This window comes from Rothia sp. P5764 (assembly GCF_048512965.1).
Classification (GTDB): Bacteria; Actinomycetota; Actinomycetes; order Actinomycetales; family Micrococcaceae; genus Rothia.
This window is the reverse complement of the sequence record NZ_JBLXXQ010000006.1, coordinates 25,766-49,100: the sequence shown is the minus strand read 5'-3', so window position 1 is coordinate 49,100 and position 23,335 is coordinate 25,766. Positions and strand designations below refer to the sequence as shown.

Genomic DNA, 23,335 nt, shown 5'->3' with positions numbered 1-23,335 from the left:
ATTCCTTAAAGTAACGGTCTAGCCTAAATGGCCGGGTCGATTCCCCATATTTGGCTCATGTACTCGCGCACAGAACGGTCGGAGCTGAAGTAACCCATACGGGCAATGTTCAATACCGCCATGCGATTCCAACGAGCTGAATCGCGGTAAGCGGCCTCAACCTCTTGCTGAGCACGATCGTAGTCATCAAAATCAGAGGCGACGAGGAACCAGTCCTTGTTCCACATATCATCGACCAGCTGACCAAAACGGTAAGGCTCACCGGGGCTAAAGGTGCCTTCTGCTACAGCCTGAAGGATGTCCCTAAGAGCCTGGCTCTTCTCGATTGCTAGGCGTGAGTGACCGGGCTGGCTACGGCGCTGAGCTACTTCCTCGGTGGTCAGACCAAAGAGAAAGAAGTTCTCTGCACCAACATGCTCACGGATTTCGACGTTGGCGCCATCGAGGGTACCGATGGTAAGCGCGCCGTTGAGAGCGAACTTCATGTTGCCTGTTCCCGAAGCTTCCATGCCAGCAGTTGAAATCTGCTCGCTCAGGTCAGAAGCAGGAATGAGGCGTTCTGCCATGGAAACGTTGTAGTTCGGCGGGAACACGATACGGAGCAGGTGGTTTGTCTCGGGGTCATTATTGACAAGATCCGCAACATCGTTGATGAGCTTGATGATGTCCTTAGCGGTCTGGTAGCTGGGGGCAGCCTTACCACCGAAGATCTTGACGCGAGGTACCCAGCCAGCGTTCGGGTCACGCTTGATGCGCTGGTAATGCGCAATAGTCCAAAGGATGTTCAGGAGCTGGCGCTTGTATTCGTGCATGCGCTTGACCTGTGAGTCGTACAAAGCATCAGTGGGTAAATCAATGCCGTGCTCTTCGCGCATCCAGCGGGTGAAACGCTCCTTAGCTGCGAGCTTAGTCTGCCCGAAGGCATGGAGGAACTCGGGGTCATCTGCGTATGCTTCAAGTTCTTTGAGACGCTCGAGATCAGTTTCCCAGCCTTCACCGACGGTCTTGGTGATCAACTCAGCCAGCGCGGGGTTTGCTAGCTTGAGCCAGCGGCGCGGAGTAATGCCGTTGGTGATATTCAGGATGCGATCGGGGTGCAGAGCATTGTGCACGGGGAAGAGCTCAGTTCGGACGAGCTCGGTGTGTAAGGCAGACACACCGTTGACACGGTGGCTGGTTGTAAAAGCTAGGTCACCCATATTGACCTGGTCGCCTGAGATGAGGCGGACTGGGTGGGGTGAGCCTGACTGGAGCTCAACAAACTGCTGATCGAGACGCTCAATGATGTGGAGATGGCGAGGTAGCACGTTACGCATCAGGCCAACGGTCCAACGCTCCAGCGCTTCGGGCAGAAGGGTGTGGTTGGTGTAGCCCAGAACGCGGTTGCTCAAATCTGCGGCGCGGTCGAAACCGAAGCCGTGGTCATCGACGAGGATACGGATGAGCTCGGGGCCTGCGATTGCAGGGTGCGTATCGTTCATTTGGATTGCTACATGCTGATCCATGTTCTCCAGGGAGGAATGGCCTGCTAGGTGGCGGCGCACGATGTCCTGAACAGATGCTGAAGTCAGGAAGTATTCCTGTGACAGGCGGAGCTGCTTGCCGCCGTCGGTGGTGTCATTGGGGTAGAGCACCCTGCTGAGACTACGAGCAAGAGCTTCGGGCTCAGCGGCGGCTACAAAGTCACCGGAGTTGAATTTACCCAGGTCAAAAAGGTCGGCGTTGGGTGCTGCGGCCCAGAGGCGAAGGGTGTTAGCCCACTTGCCGCCGTAGCCTACAACGGGGGTATCGAATGCCTGGGCCTGCACATGTGTACCGGGCTCCCAGCGCAGAAGACCATTTTCCTCGTACATTTCGCCGCCAAAGCCAACGCCGTAGACTGACTCAGGCCGGTTGAAGTCCCAGGGGTTTCCGTTAGCGAGCCAGTTCTCGGGGTTCTCCTGCTGGCGACCGTCTAGGAAGCTCTGTTCAAAGAGGCCGTGTTCGTAGCGCAGACCGTAACCGTAAGCGGGGCAACCAACAGTTGCCATTGATTCAAGGTAGCAGGCTGCCAGGCGGCCAAGACCACCGTTGCCAAGTGCCGCATCGGGCTCAGCCTTGGCCACGGTTTCAAAATCAAGCCCAAGCTCGCTGAGTGCTTCTTCAGCAGTCTCACGCAGACCCAGGTTGATTGCAAGGTCCTCCATCAGGCGACCGATGAGGAATTCCATTGAAAGGTAGTAGACACGTTTACGGTCTTCGTCCCAGGTGCGTCGTGTGGAGGCAAACCAGGGCTCAACGGCCCTGTCACGCAAAGTGTGCGAAAGCGCGATGCGCCAATCGAAGATAGTTGAATGTTGCGGATCTTTTCCTGCTGTGAACTGAAGATGTTCCAACAAAGAAGCGCGGAAGTTTGCTACTGAAATTTCAGGACGTTCGTTTTGTGCCATACTTCGATACTAATTTCAAATTCGCGGGTAGAGGCAAAAATGGCACGAACCGCCGATACCGATATCAAAAATTCTTTTTTTTGAGACAGAATGAGTTTCCCAGCGGCATGGTACGACTTAAATTGACGCAATCTTGGTGCTTCCTGAGAGATGCTCACAGATAGTTTTGTCTAAAGAAGAGGCCACCAGCTGCATATCTCAGCCGGTGGCCACTGCCTGCTACCACTGCTTTAGGGGGCAGTATTAGGCTTTCACGGAAGCTCTACGCTTGTGCTCGCTGGGCATGCCACCAGCCCACAGCGCAGCCCCAACAATGCCAGCGTTATTGCGGAGGGCTGCCATAACCATGGGAGTACGCAGCTTCCCCTCAAGATAGGGCATGAACTTCTCAGGATTCTTAGAAATGCCCCCGCCGATAATGAACAGGTCAGGTGAGAAGAGCATCTCAAGGTGTGAGAAGTAGCGGTGCAACCGCTTGCCGTACTTTTTCCAAGAGAGCTCATACACCTCACGAGCACGTGCTGATGCACGGGTCTCAGCATCCTGCCCATCAATCTCGAGGTGACCGAGTTCTGTGTTGGGAATAAGCTGACCGTTGTTAATGAGCGCGGAACCAATTCCGGTACCCAGAGTAATCAGGGCAAGCAGGCCGTCCTTATCCCGTCCCTGGCCATAAGTGGCTTCTGCTAGCCCGGCGGCGTCGGCATCGTTGAGGGCATAGACCAGACGCCCCCCCAGGGCCTTGCTCATAGTTTCTTCGAGGTTGGTTCCAACCCAGCTGGGGTCAACGTTTGCAGCCGAGAGAGCAAGACCGTTCTTGATGATGGCAGGGAAATCAATTCCGATTGCCGAATCTGAGAGCGGTGCCAGATCGCGCCCCTGTAACTCTTCAACGATCTGGGCTACTACACCTGCACAGGCCTCTGGTGTTGCTGGCTGGGGAGTCGGGATCCGGAAACGGTCACCGACCAGTAAACCGGTACGAATGTCTACAATCCCGCCTTTCATACCGGTACCACCGATATCGATACCGATGACCAGGTCAGCCGGGGTGGGCTCGGGAATCTGGTGGCCTGCTTCTGCCATGTCCTACTCCTTGAAGGTGATGAGGCTAGGGAAGAGTTAGAATGTCGATACCGTCGGCGGTAACAACCATGGTGTGCTCAAACTGGGCGGTGCGCTTGCGGTCTTTGGTGACGACGGTCCAGTCGTCATCCCACATATCCCACTCGATGGTGCCTAAAGTCAGCATGGGTTCGATTGTGAAAATCATGCCTTCTTCGATAAGGGTGTTGTATGCGGGGGCGGCATCGTAGTGGGGAATGATTAGGCCAGAATGGAACTCACGGCCCACACCGTGGCCTGTAAAGTCCCGGACTACACCGTAGCCAAAGCGGGCTGCGTATTTCTCAATCACTCGCCCAATAACATTGATTTCTCGTCCCGGGCGGACAGCCTTCATGGCACGGTTGAGGGCCTCTTCGGTGCGTTCAACAAGCAGACGCGATTCTTCATCAACATTTCCGACCAAGAGTGTACGGTTGGTGTCGCCGTGCATGCCATCGAGGTAAGCGGTGACATCGAGGTTAAGGATGTCTCCGTCTTCAAGAACGGTTGAATCGGGGATTCCGTGGCAGATGACCTCATTTAATGAGGTGCAGACACTCTTGGTGTAACCACGGTAGTCAACGGTTGAGGGGTAGGCACCGTGGTCGCAGATATACTCGTGCACTAAAACATCGATGTGGTCTGTGGTGGTTCCGGGAACCGCAATTTTTTCGGCTTCCACGATTGCCCCGGCGGCAATCTTGCCAGCGGCTCGCACCCGCTCAATTTCTTCGGGCGTGTAGAAGTTGGAGCCTTTACCTTCATCGGCTTCAGGCTTGCCTACATATTCAGGGCGTTCAATGCCTGCCGGTACCGAGCGCATGGGGGTAACTGTGCCGGGAACCAGGCAACCAAGAGGTGCTTTGCCGGGCTGAGCGGGAAGATTATGGCTAGAAGAATTTGTCGACATGTTATAAATCGTAGTCCCTCTCCTGATTCTCAATGGGGTCTGATGGGTGCCAGGCAAGGAAACTTTTGCCACACTAGGTCGCGTCCAAGCTTTTCTCTTCACTCTTGGAGGGCTTACTGGCATTCCTTGCTTTCTCTTAAACCGCTTTGGTGGCTTACTCCATGGTGTTTCAAAGAAGTGTGACTCTTGCCAAGGGGCCAGGGCCTTCATAGGATGGTTGGGAAGCAGAACGATGCTCTCGTCTGTCACTATATGTAGAGGAAGACATGTCACTTGAGAATGTAACACCTGGTCCCCATGCCACGGAGTTTTACTACAATCTGCGTACCGGACAAGTAGAAGAGGGCCAGCAGTCAAAAATCACTGAGCTGTGGGGCCCCTTTGCTACACGCGAAGAAGCCGAGCACGCTATGGAAACAGCTAAAAAACGTAACGAAGCCTGGGATGAAGGCAAAAATTCTTGGGGCAAGTAAAACCATAAAAGTAGGGGCCGGTAGCCTGTGCTATCGGCCCCTACACTTTAAGTGAAATCACTGGTCGAATCTGTGCTCGGGTGCGGGATAGGCCCCTGAGCGTACGTCCTGGCGGTAGGCCTGGGCACCTTCCAACAGAGTGTCGTACAGGTTGGCGTACTGCTTAACAAACCGAGCCATCTTGCCCTGGCGTAGCCCGAAAGCATCCTGCCAGACCAGAACCTGACCTGTTACATCAGATCCTGCACCGATGCCGATGACCGGAATATGGACTGCGCGGTCAATCTGTGCCGCTATGTCTGACCGCGTCATCTCAATGAGTAAGCAGAAGGCACCGGCCTCAGTAAGCTCAAGCGCGCTCTCTATGAGCGCTTCTCCGCTATCACCACGCCCCTGCACTCGATAGCCACCCAGGGCATGCTCAGACTGGGGCGTAAAACCGATGTGCGCCATGACAGGGATACCCGCCGCAACCAGGGCCTTAACATGCTCGGTGTGATAGCTAGTTGCCTCCATCTTGATGGCGTGCGCACCGCCCTCTTTCATAAAACGCACTGCGCTAGCAACCGCCTGCTGCGGTGACTGTTCATAGGAGCCAAAGGGCAAATCAGCTACCACCAGGGCGCGCTGGGCGGCTGACGATACAGCCTTCACCAGTGGGAGCATTTCATCAACAGTGATAGTGAGCGTGGAATCATGCCCCAGGACGTTACTGCCAGCGGAGTCTCCCACCAGCAAAACCTCAATACCGGCGCGGTCAAAGATAGTAGCGGTGAGCGTATCGTAGCTGGTGAGCATAGCGAACTTTTCACCAGCCTCTTTGGCCTGGCGCAGGTGAACAGTCCGCACCTTTTTAACATCGAGGACACTACCTGCTGAATTCTGCTGAGCAGATGCGGCCGGGGCGGAAGCCTGTGAGCCGTAGGGAGAACTTTCTTCGTTGAGCATACCCCTAACTTTAGTGGCAGGATCGACCGCGCAAACGACCTGAGGGCGCATATTCTCAGTCGGTGAAAGAAATGTTTAAAACTGGTTACGGTTCCTTAGTTTGTGCGCGTGCCAGGTAGGCAGAGGGAAACACAAAGTTCTAGAGTTGGAAGGTAGCGAATAAGAACCTGCCCACCGGGGTGCAGGTAGCGCTAGCGACACGAACGGATAGGTTACATGGATCGTCAGCAAGAGTTTGTTCTGCGCACTATTGAGGAACGCAACGTGCGTTTCGTTCGTCTTTGGTTCACCGATGTTGTAGGCCAGCTCAAGTCGGTGGCGATTGCCCCGGCTGAGGTTGAGAGCGCTTTTGACGAGGGAATCGGCTTTGACGGTTCATCCATTGAGGGCCTTTCCCGTGTCTACGAGTCAGACATGCTCTTACAGCCTGACCCCTCAACCTTCCAGGTGCTGCCCTGGCGCGGTGACGACGAACCCACCTCACGCATGTTCTGCGACATTCTCACCCCCGACGGCGAACCCAGTGCTTCGGACACCCGCGGTGTCCTCAAGAAAATTCTTTCCAAAGCCGCAGGTATGGGCTTTACCTGCTACACCTCCCCTGAAATCGAATTCTACCTTCTCAAATCCAAGGAACTGGGACCCAATGGTTTCCCCGAGCCTGTGGACTCTGAAAGCTACTTCGACCACACCCCCGGGGGAGTCGTGCAGGACTTCCGCCGCAAAGCGGTCAGCACCCTTGAAGAAATTGGGATTTCAGTAGAGTTCTCCCACCACGAGACCGGGCCGGGGCAGAATGAAATTGATTTGCGCCATGCCGATGCTCTGCAAACCGCAGATAACATCATGAGTTTCCGCACCGTCATCAAGGAAGTCGCCCTGTCCCAGGGTATCTATGCGACCTTCATGCCCAAGCCTTTTACCGAACACGCCGGTAGCGGCATGCACACCCACTTCTCCCTGTTTGAAGGTGATACCAACGCTTTCTTTGAGGCAGGAGCCGAGTACCAGCTTTCACGCACCGCCAAGCACTTCATCGCCGGTGTCTTGCAGCATGCACCCGAATTCACCTCGGTCACCAACCAATTCGTCAACTCCTACAAGAGGCTGTGGGGCGGCGGCGAAGCACCCTCCTATGTCTCTTGGGGCCATAACAACCGCTCGGCCCTGGTCCGTGTGCCGCTCTACAAGCCCAACAAGATGCAGTCAGCCCGTATGGAATACCGCGGTATCGACTCGGCGACCAACCCCTACCTGGCCTACGCCGTTATCCTGGCGGCTGGCCTGAAGGGAATCGAGAACGAGTACGAGCTACCCTCGGCAGCGGTTACGGAAGATATCTCCGCAATGACCAGCGCGGAGCGCCGTGCCATGGGCTACCACGCCTTGCCCTCATCTCTCTACGATGCAATCCACCGCACCGAAGAATCAGAATTTATGGCCGAAACACTGGGCGAGCAGGTTTTTGAGCAGTTCCTGCGTAACAAGCGCCGTGACTGGAACGCTTTCCGTGCCGAAGTAACCCCCTACGAGCTCAAGACCAGCCTCGGTATCCTCTAACAAGGCTGTGCAGGCGTAGCCCCTACTAGGGCGCTACGCCTGCCTTGTTGTATCTAGCAGAACCCCAACAGCCCAAGGAGCAAGACACGGTGACAGCCCCAAAAACTACCTCAGCGCACCCCGATGACGTTACCCGCCGCGCAGAAGAAGAACGCAAGGCACATGTGCGCCTCATCAGTGAGATGGCAGCACTGGGTTTCTACGATGCTGCCAAGAGCGCTCGCTGGCTGGATTCACCAGAACTGGCAAGGGTCGACCGTAATAAACTTTTTGAGGGTCTGAGGCTGGCACCTTCACCTGACATTGCTCTGCCTGCGCTGGTGAGGCTGATTGAGAGAGCGCCGAAGGTAGCAGAACTTGCAGGGCGAGGTGCTGATGCCCCCGCTCTCTACCGCTTACTTGGCGGCTCAGAAGCACTGGGGGAGTTTCTTGTTCGACGCCCAGAGCACACAGACCTGCTAGAGATTGAGGATAAGCAGCTAGCCTATGAAGATTTCCCCCGGTCACTGCTACCGGAAACTGATAATGAGTTCCTGACCCCCATTGCACCGCTTGACACCGTGTACCGGGCGGACCTGCTCAAGGCCGTAGGAGCGGACCCTGATTCTGATACACCCAAAGCAAGCTTGACGGGAAAAGAGGCTTACACCGCGCTTCGCGTAGCCTACCGCCGGCACATCACCGAGCTAGCTATCCACGACCTCACCAGCTACGCGCCGGTCAAATTTATGCCTACTGTGGGGCATGTCTTAGCTGACCTGGCAACGGGCGCTCTTGAAGCAGCACTGGCCGTTGCTCGCGCCGAGGTTTCGGCCGCGCGAGGAGAGGACACTGTTGCCGCAGTTGAACTGGCGATCATCGGTATGGGTAAGTGCGGTGCACGGGAACTCAACTACATCTCGGATGTTGATGTGGTCTATGCAGTGGCACACGCACCGCTTTCAGACCTTCCAGAGGGATTCACCCCCCTAGATGAGAACACCCTGACACAGGTGGGCCTTGAGCTCGTTCAGGCTCTATCCAAAGCAATTATGGCACCAGCGCCAGAACCAGCCCTATGGGAGGTCGACGCCAACCTCCGCCCCGAGGGTAAAGACGGGGCGCTTGTCCGTACCGTAGAGTCCTATACCAGCTACTACAAACGGTGGGCGGATAACTGGGAATTCCAGGCCCTCCTGAAAGCCCGCCCCATAGCGGGCAACCCTGCCCTGGGGGTACGGTGGGCGAGGGCTATGCGCCCCTTCGTCTGGGAGTCAGCGGCCAGGGACTCCTTCGTGGAATCCGTCCAGGCCATGAGACACAGGGTGACAGATAATATCCCTGCCGCTGAAGTTGACCGTCAGATTAAGCTTGGCCCCGGAGGGCTGCGCGACGTAGAGTTCACGGTTCAACTACTCCAGCTAGTCCACGGTCGAACCGATGAGAGCGTCCGAACTCAGACAACCACCGACTCTCTGAGTGCACTAGCAAAGGCCAGCTACATCAGCCGCAAAGATGCCCTTGACTTCGCCGAAAACTATGCCACCCTCCGGGTCATGGAACACCGTATTCAGCTGCTCTATATGCGCCGGACCCACCTCATGCCCGCCAAAGAAAAGGACCGACGCACCCTAGCTAGGGGTATGAGCTCGCCACTAGCCCCCAACCAGCTGACCGAAGCCGACATGCTCAAACAGTGGGCAAAAATCAAACGGGTGGTTAAGCTACTCCACGAAAGGCTCTTCTTCCGTCCGCTTCTTGCCGCGGTGGCTCACCTATCCAAGGACGAGGTAGCCCTCAGCCCCCAAGCCGCACAAGACCGTTTGGCAGCCCTGGGCTACAAGGACCCCCGCCGCGCTATGGGGCACATCGAGGCCCTGACCAAAGGCCTACGCCGCTCTGCCGAAATTCAGCGAACGCTCATGCCGGTACTCTTGGGGTGGTTCGCCAAGGGAGTAGACCCCGATGCTGGCCTACTGGGTTTCCGCCGTATCAGTGAGTCCCTTGGCGGTACCCCCTGGTATCTGCGTATGCTCCGAGACTCACCCGCCGCAGCAGAGCGTCTATGTACCCTACTCTCCAGCTCACGCTTTATCACTGACCTACTGGAAGATACCCCCGAACCCATTGCTTGGCTTGACCGAGACGAGGACCTCAAACCGCGAGACACCGAGGTCATCATTGGTGAACTACGCTCCCAGCTCACCCGGCACACCGACCCCCTGGATGCCATCCGTGCCGTCCGCATGGCACGACGCCGTGAAATCCTCCGGTTATCTATGGGTGAAGCGCTAGGACTGACCACCACTGAGGAAGTCGCACACGGTCTGTCCGACATCGATCGAGGGGCTATCCAGTCAGCGCTCGCTATTGCCGAACGCGAACTCTACGCTGAGGGCCGAGAACCGCTCACCCATGTAGCAGTCATCGCAATGGGCCGTCAAGGCGGGGCCGAAATTGGCTACGGCTCAGACTCAGACCTCATGTACGTTCATATTCCGTGCCCAGGAGCAGACGAACGTGAAGCCCAAGCAGAAGCCACCGAACTCATTAACCGCATGGTTCAGCTCCTCAAACAGCCGACCAAGCCGCCGATTCGTGCCGAGAAAGTGCTCGAGATTGACGCCGACTTGCGGCCTGAAGGCAAACAGGGGGCTATGGTGCGCTCACTGGACTCTTTCCGGGAGTACTACGAACGTTGGGCCGATACCTGGGAGTTCCAGGCTCTACTGCGTGCCCGCCCCTTTGCTGGTTCTGAGACGGTGGGTAAGGCTTTTGTAGAGCTGATCGCTCCTTACCGTTACCCGTCTACTTTTGGGGCTGCACAGGTGACTGAGATTCGGCGTATGAAAGCGCGTGTGGAAACCGAACGTATGCCTCGTGGGGCCGATAAAACTCGTCAGCTTAAACTAGGCCGGGGAGGTCTGACCGATGTTGAGTGGCTGGTTCAACTTCTTCAGCTTCAGCACGCACACCGGGTTCAGGGTATGCAAACGACCTCAACCTTGGGGGCTTTGGCTGCCGCCGTTGAGGCCGGAATTGTTGAGCAGGACGATGCTCAGCTTCTAAGTTCGGCTTGGACGCTTGCCTCAAAGATTCGCGGTTTGAATGTCTTGAGGACCGGACGGGCTTCCGATACTTTAACAACAACCCGCTCTGACCTAGAAGCCATTGCGCGTTGGTGCGGCTATGAACCGAACTCGGCACGCTTACTCGAAGATGACTACCTGCGTATCACCCGTCAGGCCCGGGCTGTCTACGAGAAGCTGTTCTACCCGGCCTAGATATCACGAGAAAAGAGAAGATAATGACTGAGCACAATGGAGTGGCTACTGTACGCATTGACCGTCTTGACTCTATGGATGACCGCGTTTTACGCGCCGGATGGCCGACTGGCAGGCTACACCTTAATGTACCGGCTTCAGGGGAGCGATACAGTTGAGCAGGATGACACCTACGTTCTGGGCGACTACCGGGGTAACGGACTGGGCCTTGCTCTCAAGATAGCCAACCACCGTCAGCTTGAGCCTAAGGGCACCGATTTTACGGGGCTGGTGGAGTTGGGTTGATCGCAATAACCTTGCAATGCGAGCTATCAACTAGCAACTGGGCTATCAAAGCCTGGAGCTATGCCAGATAGTCGAGAAGCAGGGGTAGCTAGTGTTTCTCTGCCTTCGAGATTTGGTCTGCCAAATCTTCGGGGGAGAGATCTGCATTTGAGAAAGCCTCGTTGAGCGGCAGGTGCAGGCGGAGCCCGGTGCCCGGGCAGATTTCTACATGCGCACTGCGGAGCTTAAAATCTACAACGTGCCCACCTTTATCTCGGTTGTCACTGATGAAGTGCGCGTGGCACCCGGGCACGCCGATACCCTGCTCGTAAATAGGGGTGCGGAACCCAACGATAGTGCCGGTAACATCATCAAACTGGACGATGTCCTCGCCTTCTACCGCATCAACCATCTTGGGGTAGGGCTTGGACTGCTTCTTGACGGTTCGGGTGCGTACCCACTCAAAGTCGCCCACAATTTTGATGGCATACATGTAATTATCTGAGAGAGTGAAATCATCAAGCACCTGGGCTGCTCGTTGACGGAGAAGATTGCGGGGTAAATCCCGCTTAATTGCCGGAACAAAGTTAGTAATCACCGCAAAGGGTGTCTTCTGGTCCAGGTCCGCTAAGGACACAGAGCCGTCAAAGCGCATCTGGTAGCAGGTTCCATCGAGCACAACCATCTCACCGTCAAGACCGTCAAAGGTGCCCACCCCAAAATTGCCGTGCCCCAGGAGCTCACCGATTGTCATATCGCCGTCGTAGATACCGTCTAATAGCTGGCTCATGAGGCCGGTCTGAAAGACTTCGTTCCGGTAGATGGTGCTACGTCCTTCAAGAATTGAACTCTGCTTGCTCATGTTTTCATCTCTTCTGAACTTATGGGTCTTTACACTCAAAAGCCGCGCCCCACACCCACAGAATCTGTGGATGTGGGAGCGCGACCCTGGGCTTATGGCACCAGTTTACGGCAGATTAGACACCGTAGTACAGCTGGTACTCCAGCGGGTGCGGCACCAGTGAGAGGGGCTCCAGCTCCTTGGTGCGCTTATAGTCAATCCATGCCTGGATGAGGTCCTCGGTGAAAACATCGCCGGCGAGCAGGAAGTCGTGGTCTGCTTCAAGAGCGGCCAGGGCTTCTTCGAGGTTGGCAGGAGCCTTCTTGATATCTGCTGCTTCTTCAGCGGGCAGCTCGTAGAGGTCCTTGTCAATCGGTGCTGGGGGTTCAATGCGGTTGCGGATACCGTCTAGACCAGCCATGAGCTGGGCAGCGAAAGCCAGGTAGGGGTTTGAAGAGGGGTCCGGTGCACGGAACTCTAGACGCTTAGCCTTGGGATTTGAACCGGTGATGGGGATGCGGATACCGGCTGAACGGTTACCCTGCGAGTAGACCATGTTCACGGGTGCTTCGTAACCGGGAACCAGGCGCTTGTAGGAGTTTACGGTGGGGTTGGTGAAAGCCAGAACTGATGAGGAGTGCTCAATCAGACCACCGATGTACCAGCGGGCAAGGTCGGAGAGGCCAGCGTAGCCACGCTCATCGTAGAAAAGGGGTTCGCCGCCCAGCCAGAGTGACTGGTGGCAGTGCATACCTGAACCATTGTCACCGAAGACGGGCTTGGGCATGAAGGTGACGGTCTTGCCCCAGGCATCGGCGGTGTTCTTGATGACGTACTTAAACTTGAGCAGGTCATCTGCAGCCTGGGTCAGGGTGGAGAACTTGTAGTTGATTTCTGCCTGGCCGGGTGCGCCAACCTCGTGGTGAGAACGCTCGACTTCGAGGCCAACTTCATCGAGGGCTACGCACATGGCATCGCGTAGGTCGGCCTGCTTATCGACTGGAGAGACAGGGAAATAGCCGCCCTTGGTCAGTGTCTTGTTACCCAGATTACCGCCATCTTCGGTCCTAGCTGAGTTCCAGGGAGCTTCATCGGAGTCGATCTTGAAGGAAACAGACTGGGGGGTCACCTCGTGCTGGACGTTCTCGAAGACGAAGAATTCAGCTTCTGAGGCGAAGAAAGCGGTATCGGCAATACCTGTTGACTTGAGGTATTCTTCAGCACGCTCAGCAACACCTCGGGGGTCACGGTGATAGGGCTCTCCGGTGCGTGGGTTGACAATGGAGCCGGTGATGATCAGGGTCTTCTCAAGACGGAAGGGATCAACATAGGCACTGGCTACATCGGGAATGAGCTGCATATCGGACTCAGCGATACCCTGAAAGCCCCGAATAGAGGACCCATCAAACATCTGGCCTACTGTGAAGAAATCTTCATCAATGGATTTTGCGGGCATGTTGAAGTGCTGCTGGACACCGGGAAGGTCGGTGAAGCGGATGTCAACAAACTTGACGTCTTCCTTGGTGATGAAGTCTAGGACTTCCTGTGAGGTTGTGAACATAATTGGGTGTTCTCCTTGAGATATATCGACCCCGGGGCCCTATGGGTGGGCACCTGGATGTTGTTTCTAGCCTAGAGCTAGTTTTTTGCCCTCAAGTGTCGCCTTTGTTTCGCTTGTGTAACAGCCTGAGCACCAAGTTGCAGGCGTGTTAAGGGCTCCTGCAGCTGGCTAAGCTCTCTTTCATTCTAGGAAAGCGGTCAGTGCTCTTGGGTGACCGTGGTATCTCATAGATGACTTTTCTGGGTAGGGGAGTTGCTCTTAAGCCGGTAAGGTTAGATGTTGTGGTATCAAGAAAAGATTTAGGTTCATGGCTTGACGGTGCCCCCACCCATATGGATTACCCGGGGCAGGATATGGGGCGCCCCCGTTCTGGCAGGGGAGCAATTGCCCGCCCTTTGAGCCGCTTGATTGCGTTTTGTATGGATTGGTACCTCATTAAAGGTATTTTCTTCCTCCTGGGGAAGTTTGTTTTCCCCGGTGCGAACCTAGCCTCTCTCGATATTGCCCAGCTCATTTTTTTCTGGCTTTACATGGTTTCTGCCGTTGGTTTCATGGGGCATAGCATAGGTCATTTTGTCATGGGAATGCAGGTTCAGAGCCTTGACGGTAAACCTGCCGGGTGGCTCTCTGCTCTCGTCCGCCAGAGCATGGTGATGCTGGTTCTTCCTGTCCTGATCATGGACGCTGACCAGCGGGGGCTTCACGACCGTGCACGTCATACCATTTTGGTTCTTATTCGTTAGATGGTGTAGATATGTCAGATGATTCCACAAGGGAAGACAAAAACCCTAGCATGCAAAGAGAACATGACCCAGCTCTGCCCCCTTTCCTGACTTCCCCAGGCAAGGTCGATAAGATTCTGCTGTCCCTACTGGGATTCATGACGATTTTCTCCCTGGCGATTATACCCACTCGGGCTTTCTTGCTGGTTGAGCATCCCTGGGTTCTGTCGCTCTTGACCGGCTCCGGTTTGGGAGTTCTGATTACCGCCGCCCAGAATCCCCACCAGTACCTTCTATGGGCTGTGTTGGTTACGGTGGCAGCTCTGAGCCACATCAAGTTCATGGCCGTTTACTTTTTTATGGGTAAGCATTGGGGGCAAGACTTTATCAATTGGATTTTCGCCAGCCATACACCGCTCTGGTACCGCAAGCTAGAGGGCTTTGTGGAACGACACCTACTGGTGAGCCTTCTCCTGGGGTTTATCCCTTTTTCGCCTATTCCCGCTACCTTGCTGGTAGCTATAGCCGGTATCCGCAAGATCAAGGGTATGGTCATCGGTGTCTATATTTATATTCTCGCCCTGCTGAATAAGTGCTTCTACCTGTACCTGGGCGTTACCTTTGGTGAGGGAATCCAGCCTATTCTCAAAACCATTGATCGCTACATGATGCAGATAACCCTGGCGCTGTTGCTCTATGTCTTTGTGGTCAACTGGTGGAAGGGCTCCAAGAAGCAGAAAGAAGATCGGTAGGTACGGTAAAGGCCGGGTTCTTAAAGAACCCGGCCTTTATATATCAAGCCAAATGGTGCTAGCGCATGCCCTTACGGCTGGGGCGCATACGCAGGGGATCAACGCCCTTGGGGATCGCACTGAGCATATTGTTGTGCTTGGAGATGGAATCAATGCGGTTAGAAACCTGGTGCATCTCCTGCTGAGTCAGGTGCTTGGGTAGCTTGTTCATTGCCTTAGTGACCTGTTTGAGCTCTACCTGACCCTCCGCGGTACCTGTGTTGATAACGTGAACGGGTACGGTAGGAACAATCTTCTTATAGCGGAGCTTTTCCTTCTGAACCAGGCCGTTGACGCGGTTAGTGGGGCCCTCGGTCACCAGAACGATGCCGGGGCGTCCAATAGCGCGGAAGACAACATCCTGTGACTTATTCACTGCAACGGGTTGCTGCTCAAAAATCCAGCCGCGGCGCAGGGTTGAGAGAGCAGCGCCTGCGCGGCCGGGGCGGTCCTCAAGCTGAGCAAAGGCGGCTTTTTCTGCGCGGCGAGAAAGAACAATCACTGCGAAGAGGATGCCGAAAGGAATACCGATCAGAAGGAAAGTAATCCAGTTCTTCAGCAGAATACCGATGAGCAGGAAAACAAGGACGGTTGCACAGAAAACCAGCGCCAAAATCCAGGGGATATTGGGGTCTTGTTGGCGGGTCACACCATAGACCTGCTTCATCTGGGCAAACATGCCGGGGCCACGCTTAGCGCGGCGCTCTGCGCCTGCCTTTTTCTTTTCTTCGCGGGTGTTGCCACGAGATTCAGCCACTGTGTATCCTTCGTGAGTCGAGAACCGGGCGCCCTAGCTATCTAAGTAATGAGAGCGTCGTAACTTACCCATTCTATACGGCAGGTGCCCGCCGATAAAGCCGGCAGGCACCCAAATGGGATGATAAAGCTAACGGCTGGGGAGACCCTGAAGCCTGGTTTACGCGCCAGCTGCTACTAGTGAGCTTGCTTCTTGCATGGCAAAGCCTTCATCGTCGATGTGCGAGAGGTGCTCAGGTATCTGGCGGCCGTGCTTCTTCATGGCGCGGGCCCAGAGCTTACCGGCACGGTAGGAAGAACGAACCATGGGCCCAGCCATGACACCGGAGAAACCGATTTCCTCGGCCATTTGGGAAAGTTCAAGGAACTCGGTCGGCTTGACCCAACGCTCGATGGGGTGGAAGAGCGGGCCGGGGCGTAGGTACTGCGTTAGGGTAATAAGGTCTGTTCCTGCATCGTGTAGGTCGCAGAGGGCCTCATAGATTTCCTCGTTAGTTTCCCCCATACCCAAAATCAAGTTGGACTTAGTGATCAGGCCGGCTTCTTTGCCCTGGGTTATGACATCGAGTGAGCGCTCGTAGCGGAAAGCGGGACGAATCTGCTTGAAAATACGGGGTACTGTCTCAAGGTTGTGAGCAAAGACTTCGGGCTGGGCATCAATGACCTGCTGGACGTCTTCTTCTTTGCCTTTGAAGTCAGGGATCAGGATTTCGACACCTGTGGTGGGCGATACCCTGTGAATCTGCCTGATTGTCTCGGCGTAGAGCCAGGCACCACCGTCTTCAAGGTCATCGCGGGCAACGCCGGTGACAGTTGCGTAGCGCAGGCCCATCTTTTTGACATTGAGGGCTACCTTAATTGGTTCCGTGCGGTCAATAGCAATCGGCTTACCTGTATCAATCATGCAGAAGTCGCAGCGACGGGTGCACTCAGAGCCGCCAATCAGGTAGGTCGCTTCACGATCTTCCCAGCACTCATAGATGTTGGGGCAACCTGCTTCTTCGCATACTGTATGCAGGCCTGAACCGCGGGAGAGGTTAATCATCTCCTGATATTCAGGGCCTACTTTAGCCCTGGTTTTAATCCATGAGGGCTTCTTCTCGATAGGTACTTCTGCATTGCGCGCTTCAACGCGCAGTAGCTTGCGGCCGTCAGGCTGGGCGCTCATGTGGAGGAATCTCCTTTGTAGATTGGTCTCATCGTTAAGTCTATGTGGGGGCTTAAGGTTTTGAGGGGAACCCCTTTGAGGGCTAGGTGGCGGGAACGAAAGATGCCGCTAGCTGGTTGGCGTAGCGGTCGAGTTCCTTTTCAACCTGCTCAACAATATCTGCTGGAGAAATATTCCGCCCGAGCTGTTCACTAATCGTGGTGACCCCGGCATCTGTAATTCCGCAGGGAATGAAAGCCCCGAAAGGGTCAGTGGGGTTATTGCAGTTGATGGAAAAGCCGTGCATGGTGGTGTTTTTTGAGACTCGAATTCCAATGGCGGCTATTTTCTTATCTGGTAGCAGTGCCCCGTCACCCCGGACCCAGACACCAGAGCGACCTTCCACTTGCTGGCAGGTGATACCGAGCCCGGTAAGGACCTTGATGAGGACCTCTTCTAAGACTCGCACGTACCTGACCACGTCAATGGGTTCGGGCAGCTGGACAATGGGATATCCAACGAGCTGGCCGGGGCCGTGCCAGGTCAGTTTGCCACCACGATCAATTTTGATCACAGGAACTCGATTGTCGCTAGGGTACTCATGGTCTTCGGTTCTTTTCCCAGCGGTAATAACTTCCTGGTGCTCTAGGAGCAGGACGGTGTTTTGTTGTTGGCCGGTAGCGACTTTTTCGTGTGTCTTGCGCTGGTATTGAAGCGCCGTCTCATAGTCAACGTACTGGGGTGCAAAGCCGACCCGCTCAAACAAAAGTGCCATACCCTCTAGGGTAGTCCTTTTAGTCAGACTCTAAAAATAGCTAGCCTAAGTGTGGCTTTAAGTTTTTGGTGACCAACTGTGAATTTTTATCCACAACTAACTAATGTATCTCTGACTAGTAGAAATGTCTGTTCTGTGGATAACTTTTTAATGGGTTCTTGCATGTGAGGTATGTCTAGAACATGAAAAGCCAAGCATCTCTTCACCCACAAGACGCACCATCTCACCCTGAGCAGGAACCCCTTGCATCTGACAGCGCGCTCAAGGGCCTGACCGATGTCATCCTCCGATATCGCCTTGAAAGCGGGCCGACCCACTCTACCTGGATTGCTGACTGTGGCTATCAGGCAGCAGGACAGCTTGAGATACAAGCAGGGCCTTACACACTGACTCAATATTCAAAGAGCGCAACCGCCGCAATGAAAGCAGCTGAACGGCTCTGCTCTTTACCTACCCACCCTGCCGTCCTGAGAGTAGATGCAGTAACCAGCTCACCTAGTGCAGGTCATATCTGGTATGAGGCAGCTGAAGCAGGTACTCTAGCGGATTATTGCAGAGCCCGGGGCCAGCTTCCACTTGCCCAAGTTACCACCGTAGCTAAGGCCCTGACTGCGGCATTAACATACCTCCACCAGCAAGAGCTTGCCTACCGAGACCTTAGGTTAGAGCACTGCGTTTTCACTGTTAAGGGGGAGCTTAAAGTTCTAGCGCCCGACCTTGATCTCAGAACTTCACCCGATACTGCCAAAGAAGCCAAAAAGGCAGAGGATATTGCCGCCTGTGCCGCTATTCTCTGGTTCTGTCTTACGGGCAAGGAACCTAAGGCACAAAGGCTCCGGGCGCCGCTTCTATTGAGCCTACCTCAGGCCAGCGACGCTCTTGCTCAAACACTTGAAGATGCTATTGACCTGAGAGCAAATCAGCCGAGCCTGACCGATCTTGCCGCCCTATTTGACCTGACTGCGGATTCTGCCCCCTTAGAGCTCCATCTGAGTGCCAACGAGAGCGTCTTAAGCCGGCTCCCTGCCTACACGGCGACTGAGACTGAGCCGATGACCAACAAGCCTAAAACCCGCATGAGGAGGGCACCGAAAGTCTACGGGCAGCCCCAAACACTGAATAGACGGTCCTCATCAAGGGCTGGTATCTCCTTATGGAAATCGGGGAAGCAGGGGGTTGCTATAGCGCTTCTGGCGGCTATCGTTCTTGCGCTGGGGGCGTGTATATCTGTTTTCTTACCGTGGATCCAGGAGCGTTTCAGCGCTAGCCCGCAAGAACAAGCCGCAGAGGAAACTCAGTCACAGGAAATGTCACTACCGACTAGCCCAGCCACGCTATCACCAACAAAGGAGCCAGAATTACAGAAACCTTCCGAACCGGTGAGTGGTATCAGCGGTGATTACCAGGAAGTAATTACCCAACAAACAGCCGAACTCATCCGCCTGCGAAGCCAAGTTCTATCTTCTGGCAATAGCGATCGCGTTCAGGACTATGCCTTACCCGGTTCTGAATTAGAACACAATGACCGTAATATGCTGACTCAAGAAGGAGCAAGAGATCTCAGCCAGATGTCGTCCCAAGTAGTGTCCGTTGAGGAAATTTCTGCCGGTCAGGAGGGTAGCTACACAGTAATAGCGGTTCTTGAAGCTCGCGGCTACAACCCTAAGGGGAGCGACGAGGAACTAGCGCGGTTAGGCATGACCCGAGATGGAGAACGCATTATGCAGAAAGTCAGCTTGACACTACAGCCCTCTAGCCTAGGGCTAAGAATAGAATCAGCAAAACCTATTACTGCCAACCAAGGCTAGGCTTCAAGCACTGTAAGCGAATAAGAAATAGAGCGGTAGGCAGTTGATGCCTACCGCTCTAGTGGCGAATTCGATATGCCCTTAGATTACAGGCAGCGATTTAGATTTGTGGGTACTGGATAAAGATTGCGATAGCAATATTAATCAGCGCAAGACCGCCAACGGTGTGGGCAAGAGCAATGTTCTTACCTGATTCAGGAGTGCCAAGAGCAAGAGCGGCCTTGTACTTCTTCTGACCTACGAATGCAGCGGCAGCGATCACCAGGGCAATCACCATTTTTATGCCAATCATCATGTGGTTGAGTTGCATATTTTCTGCCATCTGCATGAAGTAGAGAGCGAAACCGGTAACAAGCTGCAAGAGCGCGGCATGGAATTGGCCGGGCAGGACGACAGCTTTCTTAAAGTTTGCTACCCAAAGGCCAAACACTAGTGAAGCACCAATAATGTGCAGAAACAGAAGAATTGAAAAAGCAATAGACATGTTCTTTAGTCTACGGAATACCGGGCTCTTTATCGACAGTATGTCACAGCAAGGGGTGTGTTGGTCGGCACCTATGTCAGTTACCCCAGGCAAACAGGGGGTACACAAAAGGTGCTCCCTCATCATGTGATGGGGGAGCACCCTCAAACAATAGCTGGGCGAGTAAAGGGGTTAGATGTCCCTTACTCAGTCACCACCTGTTTTTAGAGGCCGACCTCAGCCTCAAAAGCGGCTTCTTCAAGTCGCTGCTTGAGGAAAGCCAGGAAGCGACCAGCATCTGCACCGTCCACGACGCGGTGGTCGTAGGTGAGTGAGAAGTATGCTAGCGAACGAATTGCGATGACATCGTTACCATCAGCGTCCTGGATCACAGCGGGGCGCTTGTTGGTTGAGCCGATACCCAAGATAGCTACGTTGGGCTGGTTGATGATCGGGGTGAAGAAGACACCGCCGGTTTGGCCGGTTGATGAGATGGTGAAGGTTGAGCCGGAGAGCTCCTCAGGTGCAACCTGACCGTCGCGTGCACGCTTGGCTACATCATTGATCTTCTTTGCGATACCGGCAATGTTGAGGTCACCGGCATCCTTAACAACGGGGACAAGCAGACCCTTGGGGGTGTCAACTGCTAGGCCGATGTTCTCGGATCCGTGGTAGGTAATTTCCTTGAAGTCATCACTCATTGAGGAGTTGAACTGGGGGAACTGCTGCAGAGCTTCGGTAACTGCCTTGGTGAAGAAGGGCAGGAAGGTCAGCTTGGTACCCTCACGAGCCTCAAAACCAGCCTTAGCCTTGTTGCGCAGAGCAACCAGACGGGTGAGGTCAATTTCCTGGACAGTGGTCAGCTGAGCTGAAACTGCCAGCGACTCAACCATGCGCTTGGCAACGGTCTGGCGGATACGAGCTGTCTTCTCGGTGGTGCCACGCTTTGAGGAGACTGCAGGCTTGGGGGCAGCAGGGGCCGTAGGAGCAGCAGCTGGCGCAGCTACGGGAGCGGGTGCTGCGGCGGGGGTTGCAGCAGAGCCCTTCTTAGCCTCGGCAGCAGCCAAAACGTCCTGCTTGCGGATGCGGCCACCAACGCCGGTTCCCTTGATGGTTGAAAGGTCGATACCTTCCTGCTTCGCCAGCTTGCGTACAAGGGGAGTGACGTAGGCTTCGCCGTTCTCGCCGGAGGGAATTTCGACAGCAGGAGCCTCAGCAGCCTCATCCTGTGAAGAAACCGCTACCGGTGCCTGCGCCTGATCAGCTACCTTGGCTTCGTCGGCTGCAGGGGCCTGAGGCGCATCAGTTGAGGCGGCGGGGGCAGCAGATGAAGCGCTACCGATGATGGCCAGAACCTGGCCGACCTCGGCATCCTCGTCTTCCTGGATGCGGATTTCAAGCAGGGTACCGGCAACGGGTGAGGGAACTTCGGTATCTACCTTATCGGTGGAAACCTCAACCAGAGCCTCGTCAACGGCTACTTCTTCGCCAACCTCTTTGAGCCAGCGGGTGATGGTGCCTTCGGTAACTGATTCGCCCAGCGCGGGGAGGGTAACCTCAACGCCTTCAGCGGAGCTTGCAGGGGCTTGAGCCGCAGGAGTGGGTGCAGGTGCAGCGGATTCAGCTGCGGGAGCGGATGTTGCTGGAGCTTCCTGGGCAGGTGCAGCTACAGGAGCAGATGCGCTTGCGCCGGAGCCGTCACCAATGACGAGCAGGGGAGCACCTACTTCGACATCCTGGTCTTCTTCAACGAGAATCTGTTCAACAACACCGGCAACGGGTGAGGGAACTTCGGTATCAACCTTGTCAGTTGAAACTTCGACGATAGCTTGGTCGACAGAAACTGTTTCGCCAACTTCAACGAGTAGGCGGGTAACGGTACCCTCGGTTACTGATTCGCCCAGTGCGGGCAGTTCAACGGTAGTGGACATAGTCCTTCGTGGTCTCCTTGTACGTGATGGAATATTGAAAGGGTAGGTGGTGCTTCACAGGTGCGGAGCGACCACCTACCTGAAGCTTATTTAGCCGTGCAACGGTGCGCCAGCCAAGGCCATTGCTGCTTCACCGAGTGATTCGTTCTGAGTGGGGTGAGCGTGGATAAACTGTGCAACGTCTTCGGGGAAAGCCTCCCAGACAACCCACATCTGTGCCTCACCAATTTGCTCGCCCATGCGCTTGCCAACAGCGTGAACACCGATGATAGGGCCGTTCTTTTCACGGACAACCTTGACCAGACCGCCGGTACCAAGGATAGAGGACTTACCGTTACCGGCCAGGTTGTACTCTGTAACCGCGATGTTTTCCTTGCCGAACTTCTCTTCAGCCTTGGGCTGTGAGTAGCCGATTGAGGCAATTTCGGGTTCGCAGTAGGTGACCTTGGGGATATGGAGATCCTCAACCACCTGTGGGTTCAGGCCAGCAATCTCTTCAGCAACGAAACGGCCCTGCTGGTAGCCACGGTGAGCTAGCTGGACACCGGGGACGATATCGCCAATAGCGTAGATGTTGCCTACCCCGGTGTGCAGTCGCTCGTTAGTAATGACAAAGCCACGGTCCATGGTCAGGCCCTGCTCGTCGTAACCAAAGCCCTCGGTGTTGGGGCCACGGCCTACAGCAACGAGCACGATGTCAGCTTCAAAGGTGGTGCCGTCTTCGAGGGAGACTTTAGCGCCGTTGGCGTCCTGCTCAACAGTTTTGAAGAACTTGCCCAGTGAGGATTTGATGCCCCGCTTCTTGAATTCGCGCTCAAGAACCTTAATGATGGAGGGATCTTCGTTGGGTACTAGGTGGGGTAGGCCCTCGATAATGGTGACGTCAACGCCCATTGAGTTCCACATGGAGGCGAATTCACACCCGATAACGCCACCGCCCAGAACGATTGCGCTCTTGGGGAGGTAATCCATCTGCAGCGCTTCGGTTGAGGTCAGAACGCGATCGCGAATCTCAATACCGAAGGTCTTGGAAACAGAACCGGAGGCCAGGATAATGTGCTTACCCTTGTAGGCGGTGCCGTTAACGCTGATGGTGTCTTGGCCGGTGAGCTTACCTTCACCTTCGATGACGGTGACCTTCTTCATCTTGAGAAGACCGGTTAGGCCCTTGAACTTACCGGCAACGATGCCGTCCTTGTAGTCACGAACCTTGGCCATGTCAATGGATTCAAGGGTGGTGTTAACACCGTACTGTGAGGCGTGCTTTGCCTCAGAAGCGAGCTCTGCTGCGTGCAGGTAAGCCTTGGTGGGAATGCAACCGGTGTGCAGGCAGGTGCCACCCAGATTGCTTTTTTCGATGAGACCTACGGAGAAACCGAGCTGTACAGCTCGAAGTGCAGCTGAGTAGCCTGCGCTACCGCCACCGAGGATGAGGATATCGAATTCTGTTGTTGCCGAGTCGGCCACGTTGACGCTCCCTTACATGGGTTTGCGGAGACACAATGCCCCCTTATCTACTGTCATTTTCTAGCTTATCGCTTGTCGGGGCACAGCTCCACTATTGCGCCGATGAGACTTATGTGCCC

19 protein-coding genes are annotated in these 23,335 nt (G+C 55.0%); 7 read left to right on the top strand and 12 right to left on the bottom strand.

Translation table 11 applies throughout. The annotated features are described in order from the left end of the window. Positions 1 to 23 precede the first annotated feature (23 nt). From ACN08Y_RS08975 to map, 3 genes are all read right to left on the bottom strand, one after another. Positions 24 to 2,429, bottom strand: coding sequence for a glycogen/starch/alpha-glucan phosphorylase (locus tag ACN08Y_RS08975; protein WP_419112453.1), 2,406 nt, complete (start codon positions 2,427 to 2,429; stop codon positions 24 to 26). Positions 2,430 to 2,672: 243 nt separating this feature from the next. Then, positions 2,673 to 3,515, bottom strand: a complete 843-nt coding sequence (gene ppgK, locus ACN08Y_RS08970) for a polyphosphate--glucose phosphotransferase (RefSeq protein ID WP_419100077.1) — start codon at positions 3,513 to 3,515, stop codon at positions 2,673 to 2,675. Between the two features lie 25 nt (positions 3,516 to 3,540). Next, positions 3,541 to 4,446, bottom strand: coding sequence for a type I methionyl aminopeptidase (gene map, locus ACN08Y_RS08965; protein ID WP_419112452.1), 906 nt, complete (start codon positions 4,444 to 4,446; stop codon positions 3,541 to 3,543). A 266-nt stretch (positions 4,447 to 4,712) separates the two neighbouring features. On the opposite strand from map, the gene ACN08Y_RS08960 reads away from it, so the two are divergent. Continuing rightward, a complete protein-coding gene (locus ACN08Y_RS08960; protein WP_419100079.1) occupies positions 4,713 to 4,919 on the top strand; it encodes an SPOR domain-containing protein in 207 nt (68 codons plus the stop codon). Positions 4,920 to 4,976: 57 nt separating this feature from the next. Here the strand turns inward: ACN08Y_RS08960 and panB are convergent, their stop codons facing one another. Continuing rightward, positions 4,977 to 5,867: a 3-methyl-2-oxobutanoate hydroxymethyltransferase gene (gene panB / locus ACN08Y_RS08955; RefSeq protein WP_419112451.1), complete on the bottom strand. Its 891-nt coding sequence runs from the start codon at positions 5,865 to 5,867 to the stop codon at positions 4,977 to 4,979. 216 nt (positions 5,868 to 6,083) lie between these two features. Between panB and glnA (ACN08Y_RS08950) the strand changes: the two genes are divergently transcribed. The 3 genes from glnA (ACN08Y_RS08950) (at position 6,084) to ACN08Y_RS08940 (ending at position 10,975) form a co-directional block, all read left to right on the top strand. Further along, complete coding sequence (glnA, locus tag ACN08Y_RS08950; protein ID WP_419100081.1) at positions 6,084 to 7,427, top strand: type I glutamate--ammonia ligase; 1,344 nt, start codon at positions 6,084 to 6,086, stop codon at positions 7,425 to 7,427. 89 nt (positions 7,428 to 7,516) lie between these two features. After that, positions 7,517 to 10,690 (top strand): bifunctional [glutamine synthetase] adenylyltransferase/[glutamine synthetase]-adenylyl-L-tyrosine phosphorylase, encoded by a 3,174-nt coding sequence (locus tag ACN08Y_RS08945; protein WP_419112449.1) that lies wholly within the window; start codon positions 7,517 to 7,519, stop codon positions 10,688 to 10,690. A 36-nt stretch (positions 10,691 to 10,726) separates the two neighbouring features. Then, positions 10,727 to 10,975 carry a hypothetical protein gene (locus tag ACN08Y_RS08940; protein ID WP_419112448.1) on the top strand — a complete coding sequence of 83 codons (249 nt, stop codon included), beginning with the start codon at positions 10,727 to 10,729 and terminating at the stop codon, positions 10,973 to 10,975. Positions 10,976 to 11,063: 88 nt separating this feature from the next. On the opposite strand, the gene budA is transcribed toward ACN08Y_RS08940, so the two are convergent. Further along, positions 11,064 to 11,816, bottom strand: a complete 753-nt coding sequence (budA, locus tag ACN08Y_RS08935; RefSeq protein WP_419112447.1) for an acetolactate decarboxylase — start codon at positions 11,814 to 11,816, stop codon at positions 11,064 to 11,066. 115 nt (positions 11,817 to 11,931) lie between these two features. Further along, positions 11,932 to 13,356 carry a type I glutamate--ammonia ligase gene (gene glnA / locus ACN08Y_RS08930; RefSeq protein ID WP_419112446.1) on the bottom strand — a complete coding sequence of 475 codons (1,425 nt, stop codon included), beginning with the start codon at positions 13,354 to 13,356 and terminating at the stop codon, positions 11,932 to 11,934. Positions 13,357 to 13,637: 281 nt separating this feature from the next. Between glnA (ACN08Y_RS08930) and ACN08Y_RS08925 the strand changes: the two genes are divergently transcribed. Both ACN08Y_RS08925 and ACN08Y_RS08920 read left to right on the top strand, forming a co-directional pair. Next, a complete protein-coding gene (locus ACN08Y_RS08925; RefSeq protein ID WP_419100086.1) occupies positions 13,638 to 14,099 on the top strand; it encodes an RDD family protein in 462 nt (153 codons plus the stop codon). Positions 14,100 to 14,149: 50 nt separating this feature from the next. Further along, positions 14,150 to 14,830, top strand: a complete 681-nt coding sequence (locus ACN08Y_RS08920; RefSeq protein ID WP_419112445.1) for a DedA family protein — start codon at positions 14,150 to 14,152, stop codon at positions 14,828 to 14,830. Between the two features lie 58 nt (positions 14,831 to 14,888). On the opposite strand, the gene ACN08Y_RS08915 is transcribed toward ACN08Y_RS08920, so the two are convergent. The 3 genes from ACN08Y_RS08915 to lipB all read right to left on the bottom strand — a co-directional run bounded on the left by ACN08Y_RS08915 (position 14,889) and on the right by lipB (position 17,547). After that, complete coding sequence (locus tag ACN08Y_RS08915; protein ID WP_419104268.1) at positions 14,889 to 15,626, bottom strand: DUF4191 domain-containing protein; 738 nt, start codon at positions 15,624 to 15,626, stop codon at positions 14,889 to 14,891. Between the two features lie 159 nt (positions 15,627 to 15,785). Then, positions 15,786 to 16,793, bottom strand: coding sequence for a lipoyl synthase (lipA, locus tag ACN08Y_RS08910; RefSeq protein ID WP_419100089.1), 1,008 nt, complete (start codon positions 16,791 to 16,793; stop codon positions 15,786 to 15,788). Between the two features lie 82 nt (positions 16,794 to 16,875). Beyond that, positions 16,876 to 17,547, bottom strand: coding sequence for a lipoyl(octanoyl) transferase LipB (gene lipB / locus ACN08Y_RS08905; RefSeq protein ID WP_419100090.1), 672 nt, complete (start codon positions 17,545 to 17,547; stop codon positions 16,876 to 16,878). Between the two features lie 182 nt (positions 17,548 to 17,729). On the opposite strand from lipB, the gene ACN08Y_RS08900 reads away from it, so the two are divergent. Then, the gene (locus ACN08Y_RS08900) at positions 17,730 to 19,355 is read left to right on the top strand and encodes a protein kinase domain-containing protein (RefSeq protein ID WP_419112444.1); all 1,626 of its coding nucleotides are present in this window, start codon (positions 17,730 to 17,732) and stop codon (positions 19,353 to 19,355) included. A gap of 100 nt (positions 19,356 to 19,455) precedes the next feature. Here ACN08Y_RS08900 and ACN08Y_RS08895 read toward each other — a convergent pair whose 3' ends face one another. The 3 genes from ACN08Y_RS08895 to lpdA form a co-directional block, all read right to left on the bottom strand. Further along, positions 19,456 to 19,839: a hypothetical protein gene (locus ACN08Y_RS08895; protein WP_419100092.1), complete on the bottom strand. Its 384-nt coding sequence runs from the start codon at positions 19,837 to 19,839 to the stop codon at positions 19,456 to 19,458. A 203-nt stretch (positions 19,840 to 20,042) separates the two neighbouring features. After that, positions 20,043 to 21,749, bottom strand: coding sequence for a 2-oxoglutarate dehydrogenase, E2 component, dihydrolipoamide succinyltransferase (gene sucB / locus ACN08Y_RS08890; protein ID WP_419100093.1), 1,707 nt, complete (start codon positions 21,747 to 21,749; stop codon positions 20,043 to 20,045). A 90-nt stretch (positions 21,750 to 21,839) separates the two neighbouring features. Next, positions 21,840 to 23,216: a dihydrolipoyl dehydrogenase gene (gene lpdA / locus ACN08Y_RS08885; protein ID WP_419112443.1), complete on the bottom strand. Its 1,377-nt coding sequence runs from the start codon at positions 23,214 to 23,216 to the stop codon at positions 21,840 to 21,842. Between the last annotated feature and the right edge of the window lie 119 nt (positions 23,217 to 23,335).